Annotated in this window: 37 protein-coding genes; all 37 read right to left on the bottom strand. The window is 33.0% G+C overall.

Going from position 1 to position 20,748, the window contains the following annotated elements; all coding sequences use genetic code 11:
- Positions 1-241: 30S ribosomal protein S9 (rpsI, locus tag Q5F54_RS03055; protein WP_302333953.1), on the bottom strand; the 241-nt coding region annotated here is incomplete at its 3' end.
- A 27-nt stretch (positions 242-268) separates the two neighbouring features.
- Positions 269-700 carry a 50S ribosomal protein L13 gene (gene rplM / locus Q5F54_RS03050; RefSeq protein WP_071119012.1) on the bottom strand — a complete coding sequence of 144 codons (432 nt, stop codon included), beginning with the start codon at positions 698-700 and terminating at the stop codon, positions 269-271.
- A 119-nt stretch (positions 701-819) separates the two neighbouring features.
- Complete coding sequence (gene truA / locus Q5F54_RS03045) at positions 820-1,551, bottom strand: tRNA pseudouridine(38-40) synthase TruA (RefSeq protein ID WP_302333952.1); 732 nt, start codon at positions 1,549-1,551, stop codon at positions 820-822.
- An 11-nt stretch (positions 1,552-1,562) separates the two neighbouring features.
- Entirely contained in the window at positions 1,563-2,360 is a 798-nt protein-coding gene (locus tag Q5F54_RS03040; RefSeq protein WP_281538170.1) for an energy-coupling factor transporter transmembrane protein EcfT, read from the bottom strand.
- On the bottom strand, positions 2,354-3,220 hold the full coding sequence (locus Q5F54_RS03035) for an energy-coupling factor transporter ATPase (protein WP_281538169.1): 867 nt from the start codon (positions 3,218-3,220) through the stop codon (positions 2,354-2,356). Before Q5F54_RS03035 ends, Q5F54_RS03040 begins: the two co-directional genes overlap by 7 nt.
- Positions 3,208-4,041, bottom strand: coding sequence for an energy-coupling factor transporter ATPase (locus Q5F54_RS03030; protein ID WP_071119016.1), 834 nt, complete (start codon positions 4,039-4,041; stop codon positions 3,208-3,210). The genes Q5F54_RS03035 and Q5F54_RS03030 overlap by 13 nt, the downstream gene beginning before the upstream one ends.
- A 660-nt stretch (positions 4,042-4,701) precedes the next feature.
- The gene (gene rplQ, locus Q5F54_RS03025; protein ID WP_071119017.1) at positions 4,702-5,043 is read right to left on the bottom strand and encodes a 50S ribosomal protein L17; all 342 of its coding nucleotides are present in this window, start codon (positions 5,041-5,043) and stop codon (positions 4,702-4,704) included.
- Positions 5,044-5,063: 20 nt separating this feature from the next.
- On the bottom strand, positions 5,064-6,011 hold the full coding sequence (locus tag Q5F54_RS03020) for a DNA-directed RNA polymerase subunit alpha (protein WP_071119018.1): 948 nt from the start codon (positions 6,009-6,011) through the stop codon (positions 5,064-5,066).
- 89 nt (positions 6,012-6,100) lie between these two features.
- Entirely contained in the window at positions 6,101-6,724 is a 624-nt protein-coding gene (gene rpsD / locus Q5F54_RS03015; protein WP_281537508.1) for a 30S ribosomal protein S4, read from the bottom strand.
- Positions 6,725-6,757: 33 nt separating this feature from the next.
- Complete coding sequence (gene rpsK, locus Q5F54_RS03010) at positions 6,758-7,156, bottom strand: 30S ribosomal protein S11 (protein ID WP_026899687.1); 399 nt, start codon at positions 7,154-7,156, stop codon at positions 6,758-6,760.
- Positions 7,157-7,178: 22 nt separating this feature from the next.
- Positions 7,179-7,550, bottom strand: a complete 372-nt coding sequence (gene rpsM, locus Q5F54_RS03005; protein ID WP_071119020.1) for a 30S ribosomal protein S13 — start codon at positions 7,548-7,550, stop codon at positions 7,179-7,181.
- A 150-nt stretch (positions 7,551-7,700) separates the two neighbouring features.
- Positions 7,701-7,814 (bottom strand): 50S ribosomal protein L36, encoded by a 114-nt coding sequence (gene rpmJ / locus Q5F54_RS03000; protein WP_017753001.1) that lies wholly within the window; start codon positions 7,812-7,814, stop codon positions 7,701-7,703.
- A 34-nt stretch (positions 7,815-7,848) separates the two neighbouring features.
- Entirely contained in the window at positions 7,849-8,067 is a 219-nt protein-coding gene (gene infA, locus Q5F54_RS02995; RefSeq protein WP_071119021.1) for a translation initiation factor IF-1, read from the bottom strand.
- Positions 8,068-8,144: 77 nt separating this feature from the next.
- Positions 8,145-8,891: a type I methionyl aminopeptidase gene (map, locus tag Q5F54_RS02990; RefSeq protein WP_071119022.1), complete on the bottom strand. Its 747-nt coding sequence runs from the start codon at positions 8,889-8,891 to the stop codon at positions 8,145-8,147.
- Positions 8,891-9,541: an adenylate kinase gene (locus tag Q5F54_RS02985; protein ID WP_071119023.1), complete on the bottom strand. Its 651-nt coding sequence runs from the start codon at positions 9,539-9,541 to the stop codon at positions 8,891-8,893. Before Q5F54_RS02985 ends, map begins: the two co-directional genes overlap by 1 nt.
- Before the next feature lie 15 nt (positions 9,542-9,556).
- Positions 9,557-10,825, bottom strand: a complete 1,269-nt coding sequence (gene secY / locus Q5F54_RS02980; protein ID WP_071119024.1) for a preprotein translocase subunit SecY — start codon at positions 10,823-10,825, stop codon at positions 9,557-9,559.
- 44 nt (positions 10,826-10,869) lie between these two features.
- A complete protein-coding gene (gene rplO, locus Q5F54_RS02975) occupies positions 10,870-11,313 on the bottom strand; it encodes a 50S ribosomal protein L15 (protein ID WP_071119025.1) in 444 nt (147 codons plus the stop codon).
- Positions 11,314-11,346: 33 nt separating this feature from the next.
- Positions 11,347-11,532 carry a 50S ribosomal protein L30 gene (gene rpmD, locus Q5F54_RS02970; RefSeq protein WP_071119026.1) on the bottom strand — a complete coding sequence of 62 codons (186 nt, stop codon included), beginning with the start codon at positions 11,530-11,532 and terminating at the stop codon, positions 11,347-11,349.
- Between the two features lie 14 nt (positions 11,533-11,546).
- On the bottom strand, positions 11,547-12,056 hold the full coding sequence (rpsE, locus tag Q5F54_RS02965; RefSeq protein WP_071119027.1) for a 30S ribosomal protein S5: 510 nt from the start codon (positions 12,054-12,056) through the stop codon (positions 11,547-11,549).
- A gap of 31 nt (positions 12,057-12,087) precedes the next feature.
- The gene (gene rplR, locus Q5F54_RS02960; protein ID WP_071119028.1) at positions 12,088-12,456 is read right to left on the bottom strand and encodes a 50S ribosomal protein L18; all 369 of its coding nucleotides are present in this window, start codon (positions 12,454-12,456) and stop codon (positions 12,088-12,090) included.
- A gap of 34 nt (positions 12,457-12,490) precedes the next feature.
- Positions 12,491-13,033, bottom strand: a complete 543-nt coding sequence (gene rplF, locus Q5F54_RS02955) for a 50S ribosomal protein L6 (protein ID WP_071119029.1) — start codon at positions 13,031-13,033, stop codon at positions 12,491-12,493.
- A 30-nt stretch (positions 13,034-13,063) separates the two neighbouring features.
- Positions 13,064-13,462, bottom strand: a complete 399-nt coding sequence (rpsH, locus tag Q5F54_RS02950) for a 30S ribosomal protein S8 (RefSeq protein ID WP_071119030.1) — start codon at positions 13,460-13,462, stop codon at positions 13,064-13,066.
- Positions 13,463-13,494: 32 nt separating this feature from the next.
- A complete protein-coding gene (locus Q5F54_RS02945; protein ID WP_071119031.1) occupies positions 13,495-13,680 on the bottom strand; it encodes a type Z 30S ribosomal protein S14 in 186 nt (61 codons plus the stop codon).
- A gap of 47 nt (positions 13,681-13,727) precedes the next feature.
- Positions 13,728-14,270, bottom strand: coding sequence for a 50S ribosomal protein L5 (gene rplE / locus Q5F54_RS02940; protein WP_180702546.1), 543 nt, complete (start codon positions 14,268-14,270; stop codon positions 13,728-13,730).
- 25 nt (positions 14,271-14,295) lie between these two features.
- Positions 14,296-14,601 (bottom strand): 50S ribosomal protein L24, encoded by a 306-nt coding sequence (rplX, locus tag Q5F54_RS02935; RefSeq protein ID WP_071119068.1) that lies wholly within the window; start codon positions 14,599-14,601, stop codon positions 14,296-14,298.
- A gap of 22 nt (positions 14,602-14,623) precedes the next feature.
- A complete protein-coding gene (gene rplN, locus Q5F54_RS02930; RefSeq protein ID WP_071119033.1) occupies positions 14,624-14,992 on the bottom strand; it encodes a 50S ribosomal protein L14 in 369 nt (122 codons plus the stop codon).
- Positions 14,993-15,018: 26 nt separating this feature from the next.
- Complete coding sequence (rpsQ, locus tag Q5F54_RS02925; RefSeq protein WP_071119034.1) at positions 15,019-15,273, bottom strand: 30S ribosomal protein S17; 255 nt, start codon at positions 15,271-15,273, stop codon at positions 15,019-15,021.
- A 22-nt stretch (positions 15,274-15,295) separates the two neighbouring features.
- Positions 15,296-15,499, bottom strand: a complete 204-nt coding sequence (rpmC, locus tag Q5F54_RS02920; RefSeq protein WP_071119035.1) for a 50S ribosomal protein L29 — start codon at positions 15,497-15,499, stop codon at positions 15,296-15,298.
- A 1-nt stretch (position 15,500) separates the two neighbouring features.
- Entirely contained in the window at positions 15,501-15,932 is a 432-nt protein-coding gene (rplP, locus tag Q5F54_RS02915; protein ID WP_180702545.1) for a 50S ribosomal protein L16, read from the bottom strand.
- A gap of 31 nt (positions 15,933-15,963) precedes the next feature.
- On the bottom strand, positions 15,964-16,770 hold the full coding sequence (rpsC, locus tag Q5F54_RS02910) for a 30S ribosomal protein S3 (protein WP_071119037.1): 807 nt from the start codon (positions 16,768-16,770) through the stop codon (positions 15,964-15,966).
- A 22-nt stretch (positions 16,771-16,792) separates the two neighbouring features.
- Positions 16,793-17,128 (bottom strand): 50S ribosomal protein L22, encoded by a 336-nt coding sequence (rplV, locus tag Q5F54_RS02905; RefSeq protein WP_071119038.1) that lies wholly within the window; start codon positions 17,126-17,128, stop codon positions 16,793-16,795.
- Positions 17,129-17,160: 32 nt separating this feature from the next.
- Positions 17,161-17,442 carry a 30S ribosomal protein S19 gene (rpsS, locus tag Q5F54_RS02900; protein WP_281537506.1) on the bottom strand — a complete coding sequence of 94 codons (282 nt, stop codon included), beginning with the start codon at positions 17,440-17,442 and terminating at the stop codon, positions 17,161-17,163.
- A gap of 35 nt (positions 17,443-17,477) precedes the next feature.
- The gene (gene rplB, locus Q5F54_RS02895; RefSeq protein ID WP_071119040.1) at positions 17,478-18,308 is read right to left on the bottom strand and encodes a 50S ribosomal protein L2; all 831 of its coding nucleotides are present in this window, start codon (positions 18,306-18,308) and stop codon (positions 17,478-17,480) included.
- A gap of 32 nt (positions 18,309-18,340) precedes the next feature.
- Positions 18,341-18,631 carry a 50S ribosomal protein L23 gene (rplW, locus tag Q5F54_RS02890; protein WP_071119041.1) on the bottom strand — a complete coding sequence of 97 codons (291 nt, stop codon included), beginning with the start codon at positions 18,629-18,631 and terminating at the stop codon, positions 18,341-18,343.
- Complete coding sequence (gene rplD, locus Q5F54_RS02885; RefSeq protein WP_071119042.1) at positions 18,631-19,254, bottom strand: 50S ribosomal protein L4; 624 nt, start codon at positions 19,252-19,254, stop codon at positions 18,631-18,633. Before rplD ends, rplW begins: the two co-directional genes overlap by 1 nt.
- A gap of 28 nt (positions 19,255-19,282) precedes the next feature.
- Positions 19,283-19,912 (bottom strand): 50S ribosomal protein L3, encoded by a 630-nt coding sequence (gene rplC, locus Q5F54_RS02880; protein WP_071119043.1) that lies wholly within the window; start codon positions 19,910-19,912, stop codon positions 19,283-19,285.
- Between the two features lie 89 nt (positions 19,913-20,001).
- Positions 20,002-20,313 carry a 30S ribosomal protein S10 gene (gene rpsJ / locus Q5F54_RS02875; protein WP_071119044.1) on the bottom strand — a complete coding sequence of 104 codons (312 nt, stop codon included), beginning with the start codon at positions 20,311-20,313 and terminating at the stop codon, positions 20,002-20,004.
- Positions 20,314-20,748 lie beyond the last annotated feature (435 nt).

The raw sequence follows: 20,748 nt of genomic DNA, 5'->3' as shown, positions 1-20,748 counted from the left end.
GTCTTATAGCACCAGCTTGTCCAGTGAATCCTCCACCTTCAACTTTTACTATAACATCGTATTTGTTTTCATTGTTAGTTAAAACTAATGGTTGTTTAACATCTCTTATTAATGTTTCGTAGTTGAAGTATTCTTCAACTGCTCTTCCATTTACTATTATGTTTCCTTCACCTGCAACTAATCTAACTCTAGCAACAGAGTGCTTTCTTCTTCCAGTTCCGTAGTATTGAACGTTAGCCATGATAACTCCTCCTTTCACCCGCAATTATTATTTGAAGTTTAGAACTTCTGGATTTTGAGCTGCATGGTCATGATTTGGTCCAGCAAATACTCTTAATCTAGTCATCATTCTACTTCTTAATTTATTCTTACATAACATACCGCTTACTGCATGAGCAACTACTTCCTCAGGCTTCTTAGCCATCATTTCTCTGTAAGTTATTTCTTTTAATCCACCTACATAACCAGTGTGGTATCTGTACATTTTTTGATCTAATTTCTTTCCTGTTAAAACTACTTTCTCAGCGTTTACAACAACAACGAAGTCCCCTCCGTCAACGTGTGGAGTGAAAGTAACTTTGTGCTTTCCTCTTAATACTGTCGCTATTTCAGTTGCTAAACGACCTAATGTTTTTCCTTCAGCGTCAACGATGTACCATTTTCTTTGTACATCAGCTGGCTTAGCTATATAACTTTTCATAGTTGTCCCTCCTTAACTTTTTTTCATATAAAAATTTTACCGTTTATGTCAAGTCCGGGGCAAGTGGACTTATTAACACACTCTAATTTATTTTAATACATGCCCCCTGGTGTGTCAAGCTAATAATCAACTTTTTTAAGAAATAATCCATGTGCTGGTGCAGTATGCCCACACTCACTTCTGCTTTTAGATTCCACTATTTCTTTTAAGCTCTTATTTATTCTTACTCGACCTATATCTACCAGTGTTCCTACTATTATCCTTACCATATTATATAAGAACCCGTTCCCTTCTACTTCTAATACAATAAGATCTTCTTGTTTAGTCAGTCTTATATCATATATTTCCCTTACTGTATCTTTTACAGACGATCCCGAACTCATAAAACCTTTAAAGTCATGTGTTCCTATTAAGTATTTAGACTCTTTGACCATTTTATCAAAGTCAAGATCATACTTAACATGGTAAGATATATCTTTATATATAGGACTTCTATACATACTGTTATGTATTAAGTATCTATATGTTTTCCCTTTTGCATTGTATCTAGAATGGAATTCACCATCAACTTCTATACAGTCAATTATAGAAATATCCTTAGGCAGTTTAGAATTTAATGCATTCGGTATTTTATCCACAGGTATAGCATTTTCTAACTTAAAATTAGCAACTTGTCCTAATGCATGAACACCTGCATCAGTCCTACCAGATCCTGTAAGCTTAACTTCTTCTCTTGTTATATCATGAATAGCCTTTTCTATTGTACCTTGTATTCCTAACGAATCTGGTTGTTTTTGCCATCCACAATAATTAGAACCATTATATTGTATTGTAATCTTTAAGTTTCTCATAATATACCTCTTTAGATAAATCTAGTAATTATAATTATAACCAAATATATTATCAGTATACAACCTGCAATATAATCACTTTTAGTTATAATAGATTGTCTCATTTTAGTTCTGTTATATCCACCTCTATAACATCTAGCTTCCATAGCCATCGCAAGCTCTTCTGCTCTTCTAAAAGCACTAACAAATAAAGGTACTAATAACGGAACTAGATTTTTAGCCCTACTTACAAGATTCTTACTTTCAAAATCAGCCCCTCTTGACATTTGAGCTTTCATTATCTTATCTGTTTCATCTAATAGTGTAGGTATAAATCTTAATGCTATAGTCATCATCATAGCTAGTTCATGTACTGGTAATCCTATTTTATTAAATGGATTTAATAACCTCTCTATACCATCTGTAAGATCCATAGGAGATGTTGTCAATGTTAACATAGATGTACCTAAAACTAAGAATATTAATCTTAATGCCATAAATATAGCTTGGCTAATACCTTGTTCAGTTATTTTTATAAACCCAAAAGACCATATCGGATCCCCTGGAAGGAAAAATACATTTATTACAAACGTAAATATTATAATCCATCTAAGAGGCTTAAGACCCTTTAGTATATATTTCGTAGGTATATTAGATAGCTTTATCACAGCCAGTAAAGATATAAATACTATAGCGTATGGCCAAAACTTATTTATTATAAATAAGGAAACCATAAAAACAAAAGTAGCTATAAGTTTTATTCTCGAGTCTAACCTATGAATAACAGAATTAGAAGGATAGTGTTGACCTATTGTTATATCTTTTAACATTGTTTCCCTCCTTTTACTGCTTTCAGTATTTCTTCTTTAGCTTCTTCTATCGTTAATATATCTTCTCTTATATTAAATCCTTTTTCTCTTAACTTTATAGCAAGTTCTAAAACTTGAGGTACATCTAAACCTATTTCTTTTAGTCTATCAACATTAGAATTGAATACTTCTCTTGGAGAACCCATAAATTCTATTTTTCCATGATTCATTACTATTATATTTTTAGCCAACTTAGCCATATCATCCATACTATGAGATGATAATATTATAGTCATATTATTATTTTCATGAAGCTTAGTTATAAGTTCAAATATTTCATCCCTACCACCTGGATCTAACCCTGCTGTAGGCTCATCTAAGATTAAAACTTCAGGGTTCATAGCTATAACACCAGCTATTGCTACTCTTCTTTTTTGACCACCTGATAATTCAAATGGAGATTTATCCTTAAACAACTCATAATCAAGTCCAACAGCTTCCATTGATAGTTTTACCCTATTTTTTATTTCCTCTTCTTCTAGACCCAAATTAGACGGTCCAAAAGCTATATCTTTTTCTATAGTTTCTTCAAATAGTTGGTATTCAGGATATTGAAACACTACACCAACTCTTTTTCTTATTTCAGTTAAATTTAAATCAGGATCTGTTATTTTAAAATCATTTATATATATATCACCTGATGAAGGCTTAAGTATACCATTTAAGTGTTGTATCAGTGTTGATTTTCCTGAACCTGTATGACCTATAAGTCCAACAAAATCTCTATCTTTTATTTCAAAACTAATATTATCTAAGGCTTTACTACTAAAAGGCATTCCCTCATTATATATATGAGTTAAATTTTTTACTACAATTGACATAATTCCATCACCATCTCATCTACAGTTAATATATCATCTCTTATATCTAATCCTTCTGATTTTAATAGATTAGATAATTCTGTCATACAGGGAACATCTAAACCTATATTCTTTAGAGTATCTATTTTACTAAAGACTTCCTTAGGTGTACCTTCTAGTAACTTTTTGCCTTTTTCCATAACTATAACTCTATCTGCATCAACTGCTTCTTCCATAAAGTGAGTTATATGTAATGTTGTTATATTCTCTTCTTTATTTAGCCTTTTTATAGTTTTCATTACTTCTTTTCTTCCTGATGGATCTAACATAGCTGTAGCTTCATCAAATATAATACATTTTGGTTTCATAGCAATTATACCTGCTATAGCTACTCTTTGCTTTTGTCCACCTGATAATAAGTGAGGTTGTCTATCCCTTAACTCATACATACCTACACTTTTAAGCGATTCCTCAACCCTTTTTCTTATTTCATTAGGTTCTATCCCTAAATTCTCAGGACCAAAAGCAACATCTTCTTCGACTACAGTTGCAACTATTTGGTTATCTGGATTTTGGAATACCATACCTGCTGTTTGTCTTATATCCCATAACTTATCTTCTTCTCTTGTATCCATTTTATTTATAAGTATATTACCTTCAGTAGGGAATAATATAGCATTTAGGTTCTTAGATAGCGTAGATTTTCCAGAACCATTGTGACCTATTATAGCTACAAATTCACCCTCTTTTACTTGTAAATCTAGATTGTCTATAGCTTTAAGCGTATTTTCATCTGTAATATACTCAAATGATACATTATTGACTTCTATTATATTTTTCATCAATTAACTCCTTCTCATAAGTAGTATATTTAGTATTTAAAAATGGTTTACTTAATATTATACCATAACTTAATATATTTTTTTAACTCTGACAGCTAGAATTTAATACATAAATAGTACATATTATAACATTAAAATACAATTTTTATATTTTTTAATAATAAGCAAAGAATAACTATAATAGAAGTTTTATTATTTTATTTTGTATTATTTTAAATAACAATCAAATTATTGCATAAGTAAAAACTATGTTAAGTAATTTGATTGTTATTTAATCATAAAACTTATATATGTTTAAGGTTCTAAAAAATTTAATCTATAAGTTTTAATTAAAATACTTCATTAATTAAAATTATTACGTTATATTATTTAAAAGTACCGTAGATAATAAAAATGTTTTATAATCTAGAATTATTATTAGAACTTATATCTATAAATCTCAAAATATAAATATTTTTAGTTAATTCGTTATACCAGTTAGTTATAATTATTAAAAATACTCAAGTCTAATAAACTATATTTTGATAATTAAAAAACTTTATATAGTAAATTCAATATATTTATCAAAATAACTAACATAACAAATTAGTTAATAATTAGATAAATTAACATAATATAATAAAAAAAGGATTAAGTTATATAACTTAATCCTTTTCTATACTATACTAATTCTATAAAAGCCATTTCAGCAGCGTCGCCTCTTCTTGGTCCTTTTTTGATTATTCTAGTATATCCACCGTTTCTCTCTGCATATTTTGGAGCTATATCAGTGAATAGGTTGTTTACTACAGTCTCATCCATAACGTAAGCTAAAACTTGTCTTCTAGCGTGAAGATCTCCTCTTTTAGCAAGAGTTATCATCTTTTCTGCCATTCTACGAGTTTCTTTTGCTCTAGTTACAGTTGTTTCTATTCTTCCGTTTCTTAGTAAATCAGTTACTAAGTTTCTTAACATAAGGTTTCTGTGAGATGTCTCACGTCCTAATTTACGGTAAGTAGCCATACTATATCCCTCCTTCTTGCCTATTCTTCGCTTGGTTTAAGACCTAGTCCAAGTTCTTCTAACTTTTGGATTACTTCTTCTAAAGATTTCTTCCCTAGATTTCTAACCTTCATCATATCGTCCTCAGATTTATTAGCTAATTCTTCAACTGTGTTTATTCCCGCTCTCTTTAAACAGTTGTAAGATCTAACAGATAAATCTAATTCTTCTATTGTCATTTCTAGAACTTTTTCTTTTTGGTCTTCTTCTTTTTCTACCATTATCTCAACGTTGCTTACATGCTCAGTTAAGTCTATGAATAGATTTAAGTGTTCAACTAGAACTTTAGCTGCTAGAGATATTCCTTCTTGAGGATTTATACTTCCATTAGTCCAAACTTCTAGTATTAATTTATCATAATCTGACTTTTGACCTACTCTAGTATTTTCAACATGGTAGCTTACTTTTTCAACAGGAGTATATATTGAATCTACAGGTAAAACACCTATAGGCATATGCTCTGTCTTATTTTCTTCAGCAGAAACGTATCCTCTACCTTTGTCTACATGTATTTCCATATTAAACTTAGAATTTTCATCTAGCGTAGCTATATGTAAATCTTTGCTTAATACTTCAACGTCAGGAGGACATATTATGTCTGATCCTTTGATAGTGCATGGTCCTTGAGCTTCTATTTTAAGAGTTCTACTACCTTCACCATCTATAGTAGCTGAAAGTTCTTTTAATGCTAATATAATTTCAGTAACATCTTCTTTAACACCTGGTACAGTTGAGAATTCATGAAGAACTCCATCTATTTTTATAGAATTAACTGCAACACCTGGTAAAGATGATAATAATATTCTTCTTAAAGCATTCCCTATAGTTATGCCGTATCCTCTTTCTAGAGGTTCTACAACAAACTTTCCATATCTATAGTCTTCGCTAAGTTCTATTATATCTACTTTTGGTTTTTCTATTTCTATCATGGACAAAACCCTCCCTTAAATTTATTAATCCACTGAGGGTAAACAATTTTTCAAAGATAACTTTAAAAGTTATCTTTAAAATATGCTTATTACTTAGAGTAAAGCTCTATTATTAAGTGTTCTGCTATTTCAAGATCTATATCTTCTCTTGCTGGTAAAGCAACAACTTTAGCAGACATTTCTTCTAAGTTAGTTTCTAACCACTTAGGAGCTACCTTTGTGTTAGCTTCTACTAAAGCTTTGAATTTAGCAGAAGATTTTGATCTTTCTTTAACTGTTATAACATCACCTGGTTTAACTGTCATAGAAGCTATATCAGCTTTATGTCCATTTAATAAGAAGTGACCGTGTCCAACTAATTGTCTAGCTTCTTTTCTAGATGAAGCTAATCCCATTCTGTAAACAACATTGTCTAATCTTCTTTCTAATAAACTTAATAAGTTAACCCCTGTCATACCAGCCATTTTGTCAGCACGCTCGTATAAGTTTTTGAATTGAGTTTCTAATACTCCGTATATTCTCTTAACTTTTTGCTTTTCTCTTAATTGTAAACCATAGCCAGAAACTTTCTTTCTTCCTTGTCCATGTTGTCCTGGAGCATAGTTTCTTGTAACTATAGCACATTTATCAGTATAACATCTTTCACCTTTAAGGAATAATTTCATTCCTTCTCTACGGCATTGTCTGCATGATGCACCTGTGTATCTTGCCATGTCTTTACACCTCCTAATTTTCTCGTTATATAATTACACTCTTCTTCTCTTTGGTGGTCTACATCCATTGTGAGGAATTGGAGTTACGTCTTTTATCATTGTTACTTCAAGTCCAGTTGCTTGTAAAGCTCTTATTGCAGCTTCTCTTCCTGAACCTGGTCCTTTTACGAATACTTCAACAGTTTTTAAGCCGTGTTCCATTGCAGCTTTAGCAGCAGTTTCTGCAGCCATTTGAGAAGCAAATGGAGTAGCTTTTCTTGATCCTTTGAATCCTAATTGTCCTGAAGATGCTGCTGATATAGCATTTCCGTGAACATCAGTTAAAGTTATTATTGTGTTGTTGAAAGTTGATTGTATATGAGCTTGACCACGTTCTATGTTTTTACGCTCTCTTCTTCTTACACGTGTAACTTTCTTTTTTGGTTTAGCCATTGTTTTCCCTCCTATCTAATTATTATTTCTTCTTCTTACGAGATACAGTTTTTCTAGGACCTTTTCTAGTTCTAGCGTTAGTCTTAGTTCTTTGTCCTCTTAGTGGAAGACCTTTAGCATGTCTCATACCTCTGTAACATTTTATATCTCTTAATCTCTTTATATTTAAAGCTATCTCTCTTCTTAAGTCACCTTCAACTAAGAAATCATTGTCTATTATCTTTCTTAATTCGTTAACTTGCTCTTCAGATAAGTCTTTTATTCTTACGTTAGGATCTATCTCAGCTTTAGCTAATATTTCGTTAGCAGTTGCTTTCCCTATACCGTATATATAAGTTAAGCCTATTTCCGCTCTTTTTTCTCTAGGTAAATCTACCCCAGCTATTCTTGCCATATTCGCACCTCCTACACTTAATTTTAGTGTTAAAATCTTAATATCATATCAATCTAAATATAGATTTATCTACGATTAAAATCTACCCTTTGTTAACTTCACAGTATTATATTATACTATAAATTTCAACAAATTACTAGTAATAATTTCTTATCCTTGCTTTTGCTTATGCTTTGGATTTTCACAGATAACCATTACTTTACCTTTTCTTTTTATAACTTTGCACTTTTCGCACATTGGTTTTACTGATGGTCTTACTTTCATTGTTAATCCCTCCTTAGACTAATATTTAAATAGTCTACTTCTTACGCCAAGTAATTCTTCCTCTTGTAAGGTCATATGGAGAAAGTTCAACATTCACCTTATCACCTTCTAGAATTCTTATGAAGTTCATTCTTAGCTTTCCAGATATATGACATAATATTTCATGTCCATTCTCTAGTTTTACTTTGAACATAGCGTTAGGTAGAGCTTCTACAACTGTACCTTCTAATTCTATAACATCTTTTTTGGCCATTAACTAACCAAACCTCCATTTCAATAAGTTAAATCATTGACTTAACTTTGATAGCATATTTCCTATTTATCTAGCAACTATAGACTTGATAATATTATAGGTTCATCATTTGTTATTGCTATCGTATGCTCATAATGAGCTGATTTTTTGCCATCTACAGTGACAATAGTCCAACCGTCAGCTAAAGTCTTAACTTGATAACGACCAGCGTTTATCATAGGTTCTATAGCTAAAACCATTCCTTCTTGAAGTCTTGGTCCTTTTCCAGCTGGGCCATAGTTAGGTATTTGAGGGTCTTCGTGAAGATCAACTCCAACTCCATGACCTACTAAATCTCTAACAACTGAGAAACCATGTTTCTCAACGTGTGCTTGTATTGCGTGTGAGATATCAGATAATCTATATCCTAGTTTAGCAAATTTTATGCCTTCATAGAAGCTTTCCTTTGCTACTTCTATTAATTTCCTATCTTCTTCAGATATTACACCTACTCCGTGAGTCTTCGCAGAGTCTGAATGATATCCTTTATAATAGGCTCCTACATCTAAGCTTACAATGTCACCTTCTTTTAAAATTTTATTTCCTGGTATTCCATGTACTACCTCTTCATTTATAGAAGCACATATAGAACCTGGAAAACCACCATATCCTTTAAAAGATGGTATAGCATTGTATTTTCTTATATTCTCTTCAGCTATTTTATCTAACTCTAAAGTAGATATTCCCGGAATTATAGCTGACTTTAAGATCTCATGAGTTTCAGCAACTATTTTACCTGCTTCCCTCATGATTTCAATTTCTTTTTGTGATTTTATAATAATCATTATTTCTCACATCCTAGAGCATTAACTATGTCTTCAAATACTTTCTCTATAGATTGTTGACCATTTATGTTAGCTATTATACCTTGAGAACTATAATAGTCTACTAATGGTTTTGTTTCATCTAAGTACACTTGTATTCTTTTTGATACAGTCTCTTCATTATCATCTGCTCTTTGGTAAAGTTCTCCTTGGCATACATCACATACGCCATTCTCTTTAGAAGGATTAAACTCAACATGATACGTAGCACCGCAAGATTTACATATTCTTCTTCCTACAGCTCTTCCAACTAATATTTCTTTATCAACTTCGATATTAACTACCTTGTCTAAAGCTATATTAGCTTCTTTTAAAAACGCATCTAAATGTTGTGCTTGAGATACATTTCTTGGGAATCCATCTAACATAAATCCATTTTTACAGTCATCTTGAGTTATTCTGTCTGTAACTAAACCTACAGTTAACTCATCTGGAACTAGTAATCCTTGATCCATATATTCTTTAGCTTTCTTACCAAGATCTGTTCCTTCTTTTATATTCTTTCTGAATATATCTCCTGTTGATATATGAGGTATTTTGTATTTATCTACAATACCAGCTGCTTGTGTACCTTTACCGGCACCAGGAGGTCCAAGTAATATTATTCTCATATTATCATCTCCAATTTATTTTAAGAATCCTTGATAGGTTCTCATAACTAAATTTGATTCTAACTGTCTCTTAAGCTCTAATGCAACTCCAACAACTATTAGTAATGATGTCCCAACTAATGTTATTTGTATCTTCATGAAGAACATAACAATTGCTGATATCATAACTATAACTGATAGGAATAAAGCTCCAGCTAGAGTTAATCTTGATAATATTCTATTTAAATAATCTATAGTAGGTTTTCCTGGTCTTATACCTGGTATAAATCCACCATTATTTTTCATATTATTTGCTATATCTTCAGTATTAAATGATACTGTAGTGTAGAAATAAGAGAAGAATACTATCAACAGAATTTCAAGCGTTCTATATATCCAAACTCCAGGCGCTTGCATAGGGCTTAAATATGTTTGAACAAATTTTTGAGCATCTGCTCCCATGAACATTGCTATAGTTTGAGGGAAAGCTAAAAGTGAACTAGCAAAGATTACCGGAATAACCCCTGATTGATTAACTTTCATTGGTATATGAGAACTTTGTCCTCCATACATTTTTCTTCCAACAACTCTCTTAGCATATTGTACAGGTATTTTTCTAGTAGCTTCTTGTATATATGTAACTGCTGCTATTGTTAAAAGTATTACTACTGCTAACACAACCGCTGCCCATATTTGTACTTTTCCAGATTTTACTAGACTTACAGTTGATATAATATCTTTTGGTATTCCCGAAACAATACCTATGAATATTATAATCGAGCTTCCATTACCTAATCCTTTTTCAGTAATTTTATCTCCTATCCACATTAACAGCATACTTGCTGATACTAATGTTAATATAACTGTAATTATAAAGAATGCACTTTTTGATATTAACGCCCCTTTAACAATACCTAATGTAATAGCTATTGCTTGTATAAACGCTAATACTAGTGCTATATATTTTGTATATTTATTAATCTTTTTCTTACCTTCTTCACCAGACTTTTGAAGTTCTTCCAAACTTTCAAAACCTATAGTTAGAAGTTGTATTATGATAGATGCAGTTATTGCAGGACCTATACCTAAAGCAAATAATGTAAACTGACTGAATGCTCCTCCAGTAAACATATTATATAGGGAAAGAAGACCATTTGAGTCAACCATTCCCTTTATAATATTTGTATTTACTCCAGGAACAGGTATTGTTGCACCTATCCTAAATACTACAATCATCATCAAAGTATATAATATTTTTCTTCTTACATCTTTAAGCTTCCAAGCTTGTTTTATTTGTGACAGCACGTTAACTCACCCCGCCTATAATGGCTAAGAGTTAGCAGATTAGATTAAACTAATTCTGCTTTTCCTCCAGCTTTTTCTATTTTTTCTTGAGCTGAAGCAGTAAACTTAGCAGCTTGAACTGTTATAGCTCTTTCTAAGTTTCCTTCGCCTAAGATCTTAACGCCGTCTTTTTCTATTTTAGATATAGCACCTGTAGATTTTAATAATTCTGCAGTTACTACAGTTCCATTTTCAAATCTGTTTAATAATTCAACATTAACTTCTGTGAATACTTTCTTATTTGGGTTAGAGAAACCTCTCTTAGGAAGTCTTCTAGCAAGTGGCATCTGACCACCTTCGAATCCAACTCTAACTCCACCACCTGAACGAGACCATTGTCCTTTTTGTCCACGTCCTGCAGTTTTACCTTGTCCAGTCGCAGTACCTCTACCTAATCTTCTCTTAGCTTTTACTGCACCTTTAGCAGGTTTTAACTCATGTAACTTCATGGATTGCACCTCCTTATCGTACTTCTGTTATTATTACTCAGCTATTTCAGTTACTTCAACTAAATGCTTAACTTTTGTGATCATCCCTCTTATTTGGGCATTATCTTCTTTAACAACTACTTGTTCTCTTTTTCTTAATCCTAACGCTTCAACGTTCTTTCTTTGGTTAGGAGTAGTTCCTATTGTACTTCTAACTAATTTTATTTGTAATTTAGCCATCTTTCACTACCTCCTTACCCTAGAAGTTCTTCAACTTTTTTTCCTCTAAGTTTAGCTATTTCTTCAACTGTCTTTAGAGAGTTAAGTCCTTCTATTGTAGCATTTACCATGTTTCTTGGGTTGTTAGATCCTAAAGATTTAGCTCTAACGTCTGTTAATCCAGCTAACTCAAGTACGGCTCTAGCAGGTCCACCAGCTATAACCCCTGTACCTTGCTTAGCAGGCATTATTAATATTTTACCAGCACCGAAGTGTCCGTTAACTTCGTGAGGTATTGTTGTACCAACTCTTGGTACGTGTATAAGATTCTTCTTAGCATCTTCTACAGCTTTCTTTATTGCGTCTGGTACTTCCATTGCTTTACCAGTACCAACACCAACGTGTCCGTTTTCATCTCCAACTACTACTAACGCTGCAAATCTGAAGTTTCTACCACCTTTTACAACTTTAGTAACACGTCTAACTTCAACAACTGTCTCTTTTAAGTCAAGTTGTCTTGCATCTATCGGCTTACGACGTAACATGTGCATTTCCCTCCTTTGTTTCTTTTGTTAATTAGAACTTAAGTCCAGCTTCTCTAGCAGCTTCTGCTAAAACTTGAACTCTACCGTGATATAAGTATCCACCTCTGTCAAATACAACTTCAGTGATTCCTTTTTCTATAGCTCTCTTAGCGATCATTTCTCCGACCATTTTAGCTGCTTCTTTGTTTCCACCGTGGTTAACAGCACCTTTTACTTCTGCATCTAAAGAAGACGCAGCTGTAAGAGTAACTCTGTTAGCATCATCTATTATTTGAGCGTATATATTGTTAGAACTTCTGAATACACATAATCTTGGTCTTTGAGTAGTTCCAGTTATCTTTCTTCTAACTCTTTTGTGTCTTTGAAGTCTGTTAGCATTCTTATCAGCTTTCTTTAACATCAGGCCCACTCCTTTCTAGTGTTTAAGTTTGGTATTATTTCTTACCAGTTTTACCTTCTTTACGTCTTACAACTTCACCAGCGTATCTTATACCTTTACCTTTGTATGGCTCTGGCTTTCTCCAGTCTCTTATCTTAGCAGCGTAGTTTCCTACTAATTGCTTATCGATACCTTTTACTATTAACTCAGTTTGGTTAGGAACTTCAACTGTTAATCCTTCTGGATCTTCCATTTCTACTGGATGAGAGAATCCTAAGTTCATAACTAATTTCTTTCCTTGCTTTTGAGCTCTGTATCCAACACCAACTAATTCTAATTTCTTTTCGAAACCATTAGTAACACCTATAACCATATTATCTATTAAAGTTCTAGTTAATCCGTGTAAAGATCTGTGTTGCTTGTTGTTTGTAGGTCTTTCAACAGTTATAGTATTTTCTTCTTGCTTTATGCTTATAGCAGCATCAAATTTCTTAGTTAATGTACCTTTTGGTCCTTTTACTGTAACTAAGTTTCCTTCAGCTATAGTAACTTCAACTCCTGCAGGTACAGTTATTGGTTTAACTCCTATTCTTGACATAGTCGCACCTCCTTACATTGTTCATTTATATTACCAAACGTAGCAGATTACTTCTCCACCAACATTTTCTTTTCTAGCTTGCTTATCAGTTAATATCCCTTTTGAAGTAGATATTATTGATATACCTAATCCGTTTAATACTCTTGGCACTTCATGCTTGTCAGCATAAACTCTCATACCAGGCTTAGATATTCTCTTAAGTCCTGATATAACTCTTTCGCCAGTTTGTCCGTACTTTAATTGTATTCTTATTATTCCTTGCTTTCCATCTTCTATAACATCGTAACCTCTGATGAAACCTTCTTCTAATAATATTCTAGATAATTCTTTCTTCATATTAGAAGCTGGAACATCAACAGTTTCATGCTTAACAACGTTAGCATTTCTTATACGAGTTAGCATATCCGCTATTGGATCTGTCATTGTCATATTGAAACCCTCCTTCCATTTTGGTCAAGCTTCTACCAGCTTGCTTTTCTTACACCAGGTATTTGACCTTTATAAGCTAATTCTCTGAAGCATATACGGCATATACCGAATTTTCTTAAAACCGAATGTGGTCTACCACATATAGTACATCTAGTGTATTCTCTAGTAGCGTACTTTTGCTTTCTTTGTTGCTTTACAACCATCGCTTTTCTAGCCACTGGAATCCCTCCTTCATAATTAACTTAGAAAATGTCCTTTTCTAAGCTTACTTAGAAAACGGCATTCCTAATAATTTTAATAATTCACGTGCTTCTTCGTCAGTCTTTGCAGTCGTAACGAATATTATATCCATCCCTCTTACTTTGTCTACTTTATCGTATTCTATTTCAGGGAATATTAATTGCTCTTTAACACCTAAAGCGTAGTTTCCTCTACCATCGAATGCGTTAGCGTTAACTCCTCTGAAGTCTCTAACTCTTGGTAAAGATACAGAAACTAACTTGTCCATGAAGTAGAACATTTTGTCAGCTCTTAATGTAACTTTCGCTCCTATTGGCATTCCTTCTCTTAATTTGAAGTTAGCAACTGATTTTCTAGCTCTAGTTATAACTGGTTTTTGTCCAGATATTATTTCCATTTCTTCTACAGCTTTTTCTAATCCTTTTGGATTTTCTCTAGCATCGCCTATACCCATGTTTATAACTATCTTGTCTAACTTAGGTATTTCCATAACGTTTTTGTATCCAAATTTCTCCATTAAAGCAGGAGCAACTTCTTTCATGTATTTTTCTTGTAATCTAGAAGCCATTTAAGGTCCCTCCTTTCAAGCTATATTATATTTCTTTTCCGCTCTTAACTGCTATTCTTACTTTTTTTCCATCCTTCATTTCAAATCTAACTCTTGTTCCTTTTCCTGTCTCAGGATCAAGTGGCATTACGTTAGATATGTGTATTGAAGCTTCTTTGTTTACTATTCCACCTTGTGGGTTTATAGCATTTGGCTTTTGGTGCTTAGTTATTACGTTAACTCCTTCAACTACAACTCTGTTAGCTTTAGGCATTACTTTAACAACTGTACCTTTTTTACCTTTATCTTTACCTGCTATAACTACAACAGTATCACCTTTTTTAACACGCATCATGTCCTATTGCACCTCCTTATTATAGTACTTCTGGAGCAAGAGAAACTATTTTCATAAAGTCATTATCTCTTAACTCTCTAGCAACAGGCCCGAATATACGAGTTCCTACTGGAGTTTTGTCGTCTTTTATTATAACAGCTGCGTTTTCATCGAAAGATATATAACTTCCGTCTTTACGTCTTACGCCTTGCTTTGTTCTAACTATAACAGCTTTAACAACTTTACCTTTTTTTACAACTCCACCAGGTGTTGCACTTTTAACAGTAGCAACTATTACGTCGCCTATGTTACCAAATTTTCTTTTACTTCCGCCTAGTACACGTATACATAGTATTTCTTTTGCACCAGAGTTATCAGCAACTCTTAGACGTGTCTCTTGTTGTATCATATCGTAATCCCTCCTTTTCCAAAAAACTACTTAACTTTCTCAACAACTTCAACTAGTCTGAATCTCTTATCTTTTGATAAAGGTCTAGTTTCCATTATCTTTACTCTGTCTCCGATTCTACATACATTTTGTTCATCGTGAGCCTTGAACTTTTTAGTTCTCTTAACTGGCTTATTATATAATGGGTGACGTACGAAATCTTCAACTGCAACAACTATAGTTTTATCCATTTTGTCACTTACAACACGGCCTATTCTAACTTTTCTTCTTCCTCTTTCCATGTTTAAAAGCCTCCTTTCCAAATTAAGCTCTAGTTTCGTTTAACTTTCTTTCAGCAAGGACAGTCTTAACTCTAGCTATATCCTTTTTAACGAATTTTATTCTAGCTGTATTTTCTAATTGACCAGTAGCTAATTGGAATCTTAAGCTAAATAATTCACTTTTGAAGTCATTTAACTTATTCATTAGCTCTTCGCTTGTTAAACTCTTTAATTCTTTAGCTTGCATCCTATTCACCACCCTTTACTTCTAAATCTTCTCTTTTTACAAACTTACATTTAACTGGAAGTTTATGCATTGCAAGTCTCATAGCTTCTCTAGCTTTATCTTCAGAAACACCTGCTAATTCGAACATAACTCTTCCTGGCTTAACTACTGCTACCCAGTATTCTGGAGAACCTTTACCAGCACCCATACGAGTTTCAGCTGGCTTTCTTGTTACAGGCTTATGAGGGAATATTTTTATCCAAACTTTCCCGCCTCTTTTTATTGATCTTGTCATCGCGATTCTGGCAGCTTCTATTTGATTAGAAGTTATCCAAGAAGCTTCCATTGCAACTAATCCGAACTCTCCGTAAGTAACTTTGTTACCTTTTTGAGCCTTACCAGCCATGCTTCCTCTATGAACTCTACGACGTTTTACTCTCTTTGGCATTAACATGAGTATTTCCTCCTTCCTCGAACCTTATTTATTAGTTTCCTTTGTTTTCAGTTCTTTGAGGTCTTGATCCTTGAGGTCTTTGTCCTCTATTGTTTCCTCTATTATCATTACCTCTTCTGTTATTTCTTCTGTTATCTCTTCTATCGTTTCTCTTGTTATCTCTTCTATCGTTTCTTCTTTCTTCTCTTGGGTTTACACCATTCTTAGTTGGTAAAACTTCTCCGTTACATATCCAAACTTTTATACCAGTTTTACCGTAAGTAGTGTTAGCCTCAGCGAAACCATAGTTTATATCAGCTCTTAATGTTTGTAAAGGAACATTTCCTTCGCTGTATCCTTCAGTTCTAGCCATTTCAGCTCCACCTAATCTACCAGAAGCAGATACTTTTATACCTTTAACTCCTGACTTCATAGCTCTTTGTATAGCTTGCTTCATAGCTCTTCTGAATGCAACCCTTCTTTCTATAGCTAACGCTATATTTTCTGCTACTAATTGAGCATCCTTATCAGGGTTTCTTACTTCAACTATGTTAACTATTACAGTTTTCTTAGTCATTTTTTCTAATTCAGCTTTTAATGCGTCTATTCCAGCACCAGCTTTTCCTATAACTACACCTGGCTTAGCAACGTGTAAGTCTAATTTTAATTTGTTAGCTGATCTTTCTATTTCTATCTTAGCAACTCCAGCTGAGTATAATCTTTTCTTTAAGAAATTACGTACATTATGGTCTTCTAATAATAAGTTTCCGAATTCTTTCTTATCAGTTGTGAACCATCTTGAGTCCCAATCTTTTATAACACCGACTCTTAGTCCGTGTGGATTAACCTTTTGACCCATTATTATCCCTCCTATCTATTAATTATTTTCTTTCCTTAAGAACAACCTCTATGTGAGAAGTTCTCTTTCTTATCATTGTTGCTCTACCCATAGCTCTAGGCATGAATCTCTTCATTGTAGGTCCTTGGTTTGCAACTATTGATGCAACATATAATTTATCAGCATCCATTTCATGATTGTTTTCAGCGTTCGCTTTAGCAGACTTTACAACCTTAGCTATTATCTCAGCCGCTCCTCTTGGAGTGAACTTTAATATTGCTAATGCTTCATCAACATTTTTTCCTCTAACAAGGTCACAGATTTGTCCTGCTTTTCTTGGTGATACACGTACATATTTAGCAGTAGCTTTTGCTTCCATTTGCTATTCCTCCTTCCTTAGTCAGAAATTTATTATTTTCTCTTATTAGATTTTTCGTCGTCCTTGTGTCCTTTGAAAGTTCTTGTAGGAACGAATTCACCTAATTTATGTCCAACCATGTCTTCTGTTATAAATACAGGAACATGTCTTCTTCCATCATGAACAGCTATAGTATGTTCTACCATTTGTGGGAATATAGTTGAAGATCTTGACCAAGTCTTTATAACTTCTTTATTTCCGTTAGCGTTCATTTCTTCTATTTTCTTTAAAAGTCTTGCGTGGACAAAAGGTCCTTTTTTAGTTGATCTTGACATTTAATTTCCTCCTTTCCGGGCAAAAAGTAAATCTATTACTTAGTTCTTCTTGATACTATTAACTTATCAGAAGCTTTGTTTTTCTTTCTAGTTTTGTATCCAAGAGCTGGTTTACCCCATGGAGTAACTGGTGAAGGTCTACCTATTGAAGTTCTACCTTCCCCACCACCGTGTGGATGGTCACAAGGGTTCATTACAGATCCTCTAACAGTAGGTCTTATACCCATATGTCTCTTTCTACCAGCTTTACCTATAACAACGTTACCGTGTTCTATGTTACCAACTTGTCCTATAGTAGCTTTACAATCTATAGAAACGAATCTCATTTCTCCTGATGGTAATCTTAATAAAGCTTTCTTTCCTTCTTTAGCCATTAATTGAGCAGAAACCCCAGCAGATCTTACTAATTGAGCTCCTTTTCCTGGCTTTAATTCTATATTGTGTATTACTGTACCAACTGGCATATCTTTTAACGCCATAGCATTTCCTGGCTTTATGTCAGCTGTTGGTCCTGATAATACTGTAGTTCCAACTTCTAATCCAACTGGAGCTAATATATAAGCTTTTTCACCATCTGCATAGTGTAATAAAGCTATGTTAGCAGTTCTGTTTGGATCGTATTCTATAGTTGCAACCTTTGCAGGTATTCCATCTTTATTTCTCTTGAAATCTATTATTCTGTATTTTCTTCTGTTTCCTCCACCTCTGTGACGAACAGTTATTTTACCTTGTGCATTTCTACCAGAGTTTTTCTTTAAAGAAACTAAAAGAGATTTTTCTGGTTGATTACAAGTTATTTCATCAGAAACTAAAACTGTCATTTGTCTTAAGGCAGGAGAAGTTGGTTTAAACTTTTTTATAGCCATCTGTTTTCCCTCCTTCGTTTGTTAGGGGTTAATTACATTCCTTGGAAGAATTCTATTTCTTTGCTATCAGCAGTTAATTTAACTACTGCTTTCTTAAAGCTTGCAGTTCTTCCTTCATGTCTACCCATTCTTTTAACTTTTCCATCGTAGTTTAATGTATTAACTTTTTCTACATTTACTCCGAATATAGCTTCTACAGCTTTCTTTATTTCAGTCTTGTTTGCATCTTTAGCAACAACGAAAGTATATTTCTTGTTAGCCATTTCCATCATACTTTGCTCAGTTACAACTGGCTTTTTTATTATATCATGTGGATTAGTCATTATGCGTACACCTCCTCCACTTTTTTAACAGCGTCTGTTGTTATTATGAATGAATCATACTTTAATATATCGTAAACATTTATAGTGTTAACTGTAGCAGTTGCAACACCTTCTATGTTTTTAGCTGATTTTATTACGTTTTCGTTATTTTCAGCAGTTACTACTAAAGCTTTCTTAGCAGCATTTACGTTCTTTAATATTTGAACGAATTCTTTAGTCTTAGGAGCTTCCATGTTTAAAGCATCTAATACTATCATTTCTCCGTTTTGTACTTTAGAAGTTAAAGCGCTCTTCATAGCTAATCTTCTAACTTTCTTTGGTAATGTGTAGTTGTAGCTTCTTGGCTTTGGTGCGAAAGCAACTCCTCCACCTACCCATTGTACTGCTCTTATAGAACCTTGTCTAGCTCTACCAGTTCCTTTTTGTTTCCAAGGCTTTCTTCCGCCACCTCTAACTTCTGCTCTAGTCTTAGCAGATTGAGTACCTTGTCTCTTGTTTGCTAATTGATTTTTAACAACTTCATATAAAACATGTTCATTAACTTCTACGTTGAATATAGAATCTACTAATTCTATTTCTCCAACATTTTGTCCATTAATATTTAATACATTTAATTTTGGCATTGTGCTTCCTCCTTTCTTAGGTTAGTCATTATTTAGAAGACTTAACAGCTTCCTTTATAGTTACCATTGAACCTTTAGGTCCTGGTATAGCACCTTTAACTAATATAAGGTTCTTATCAGCATCTACTCTAACAACCTCTAAGTTTTGAACAGTAACTTTAACGCTACCCATGTGTCCTGCTAGTTTTTTGTTTTTGAAAACTCTACCTGGGAAAGAACATGCTCCCATTGAACCTGGTCTTCTGTGGTATCTAGAACCGTGAGATTCAGGCCCTCTAGATTGTCCATGTCTCTTTATTGGACCTTGGAATCCCTTACCTTTACTTGTTCCAGTAACATCTATTTTTTCTCCTGCAGCGAATAAGTCAGCTTTTATTTCTTGTCCAACTGTGAATTCTTCTACAGCGTCTACTCTAAACTCTTTTAAGTGTTTCTTTAAAACATTAGCAGCAGCTAAATGTCCTTTTTGTGGTTTGTTTAAAGATTTTTCTTTAGCATCTTCAAAACCTACTTGTATTGCGTTGTATCCGTCTTTCTCAACTGTTTTAACTTGAGTTACAACGTTTGGTCCTGCCTCAACAACTGTTACAGGTACTACTATACCTTCTTCAGTGAATATTTGAGTCATACCTAATTTTTTTCCTAATATTCCTTTCATATTAGCACCTCCTATAATCTTACAGCGGATTATAATTCTATAATCATACTAAGAGAATTTCCTTATAGGATAATAATCTTAGGTTGCTATTATAACTTTATTTCTATATCAACACCAGCTGGTAAATCTAATCTCATTAATGAGTCAACAGTCTTAGGTGTTGGGTTAGCTATGTCTATTAATCTCTTATGAGTTCTTATTTCGAACTGCTCTCTAGAGTCTTTGTACTTGTGTACAGCTCTTAATATAGTTACTATTTGCTTTTCTGTTGGTAGTGGCACAGGTCCTGAAACTTGTGATCCAGCTTTCTTAGCAGTTTCAACTATTTTAGCAGCTGAAAAATCTAATAATTTGTGATCATATGATTTTAATCTTATTCTTATTTTTTCATTTTGAGCCATTTTAATTTCCCTCCTTTATCGCACGTTTAATCTTTAAGTTACGCGCGACTTATGCCGATACACTGCTCCGGGTGTGTTGCATTTTTAAAAATCGACAATAGGTCGCTACTAACTAAGATTTAGTTTATTTTTCGTATCTCTCAAGCACACTATTATATTTTACATTATTTTTTTATTTTTTTCAAGTTTTTTTTAAAATTTCACAAATTTTATTTATTATGTAAAACCTGGTTTAAACTTGATTTATTTCCTCTAACAAAGCACTCACTTAGTATATAAAATTTATAGCATTTTGTCAATGAAATATAACTAGTATATTATTACTATTTATGAATTTTCTTCATTTAAATAAAAAAGAGAGGGATACCCCTCTCTTTTTATCTATTAATTAATCCACTAAAGAAGATTATTCAACTATAGAAGCAACAACTCCTG

The organism is uncultured Romboutsia sp. (assembly GCF_958366745.1).
Taxonomy (GTDB): domain Bacteria; phylum Bacillota; class Clostridia; order Peptostreptococcales; family Peptostreptococcaceae; genus Romboutsia; species Romboutsia timonensis.
This window is presented reverse-complemented; position numbering and strand designations above follow the sequence as displayed.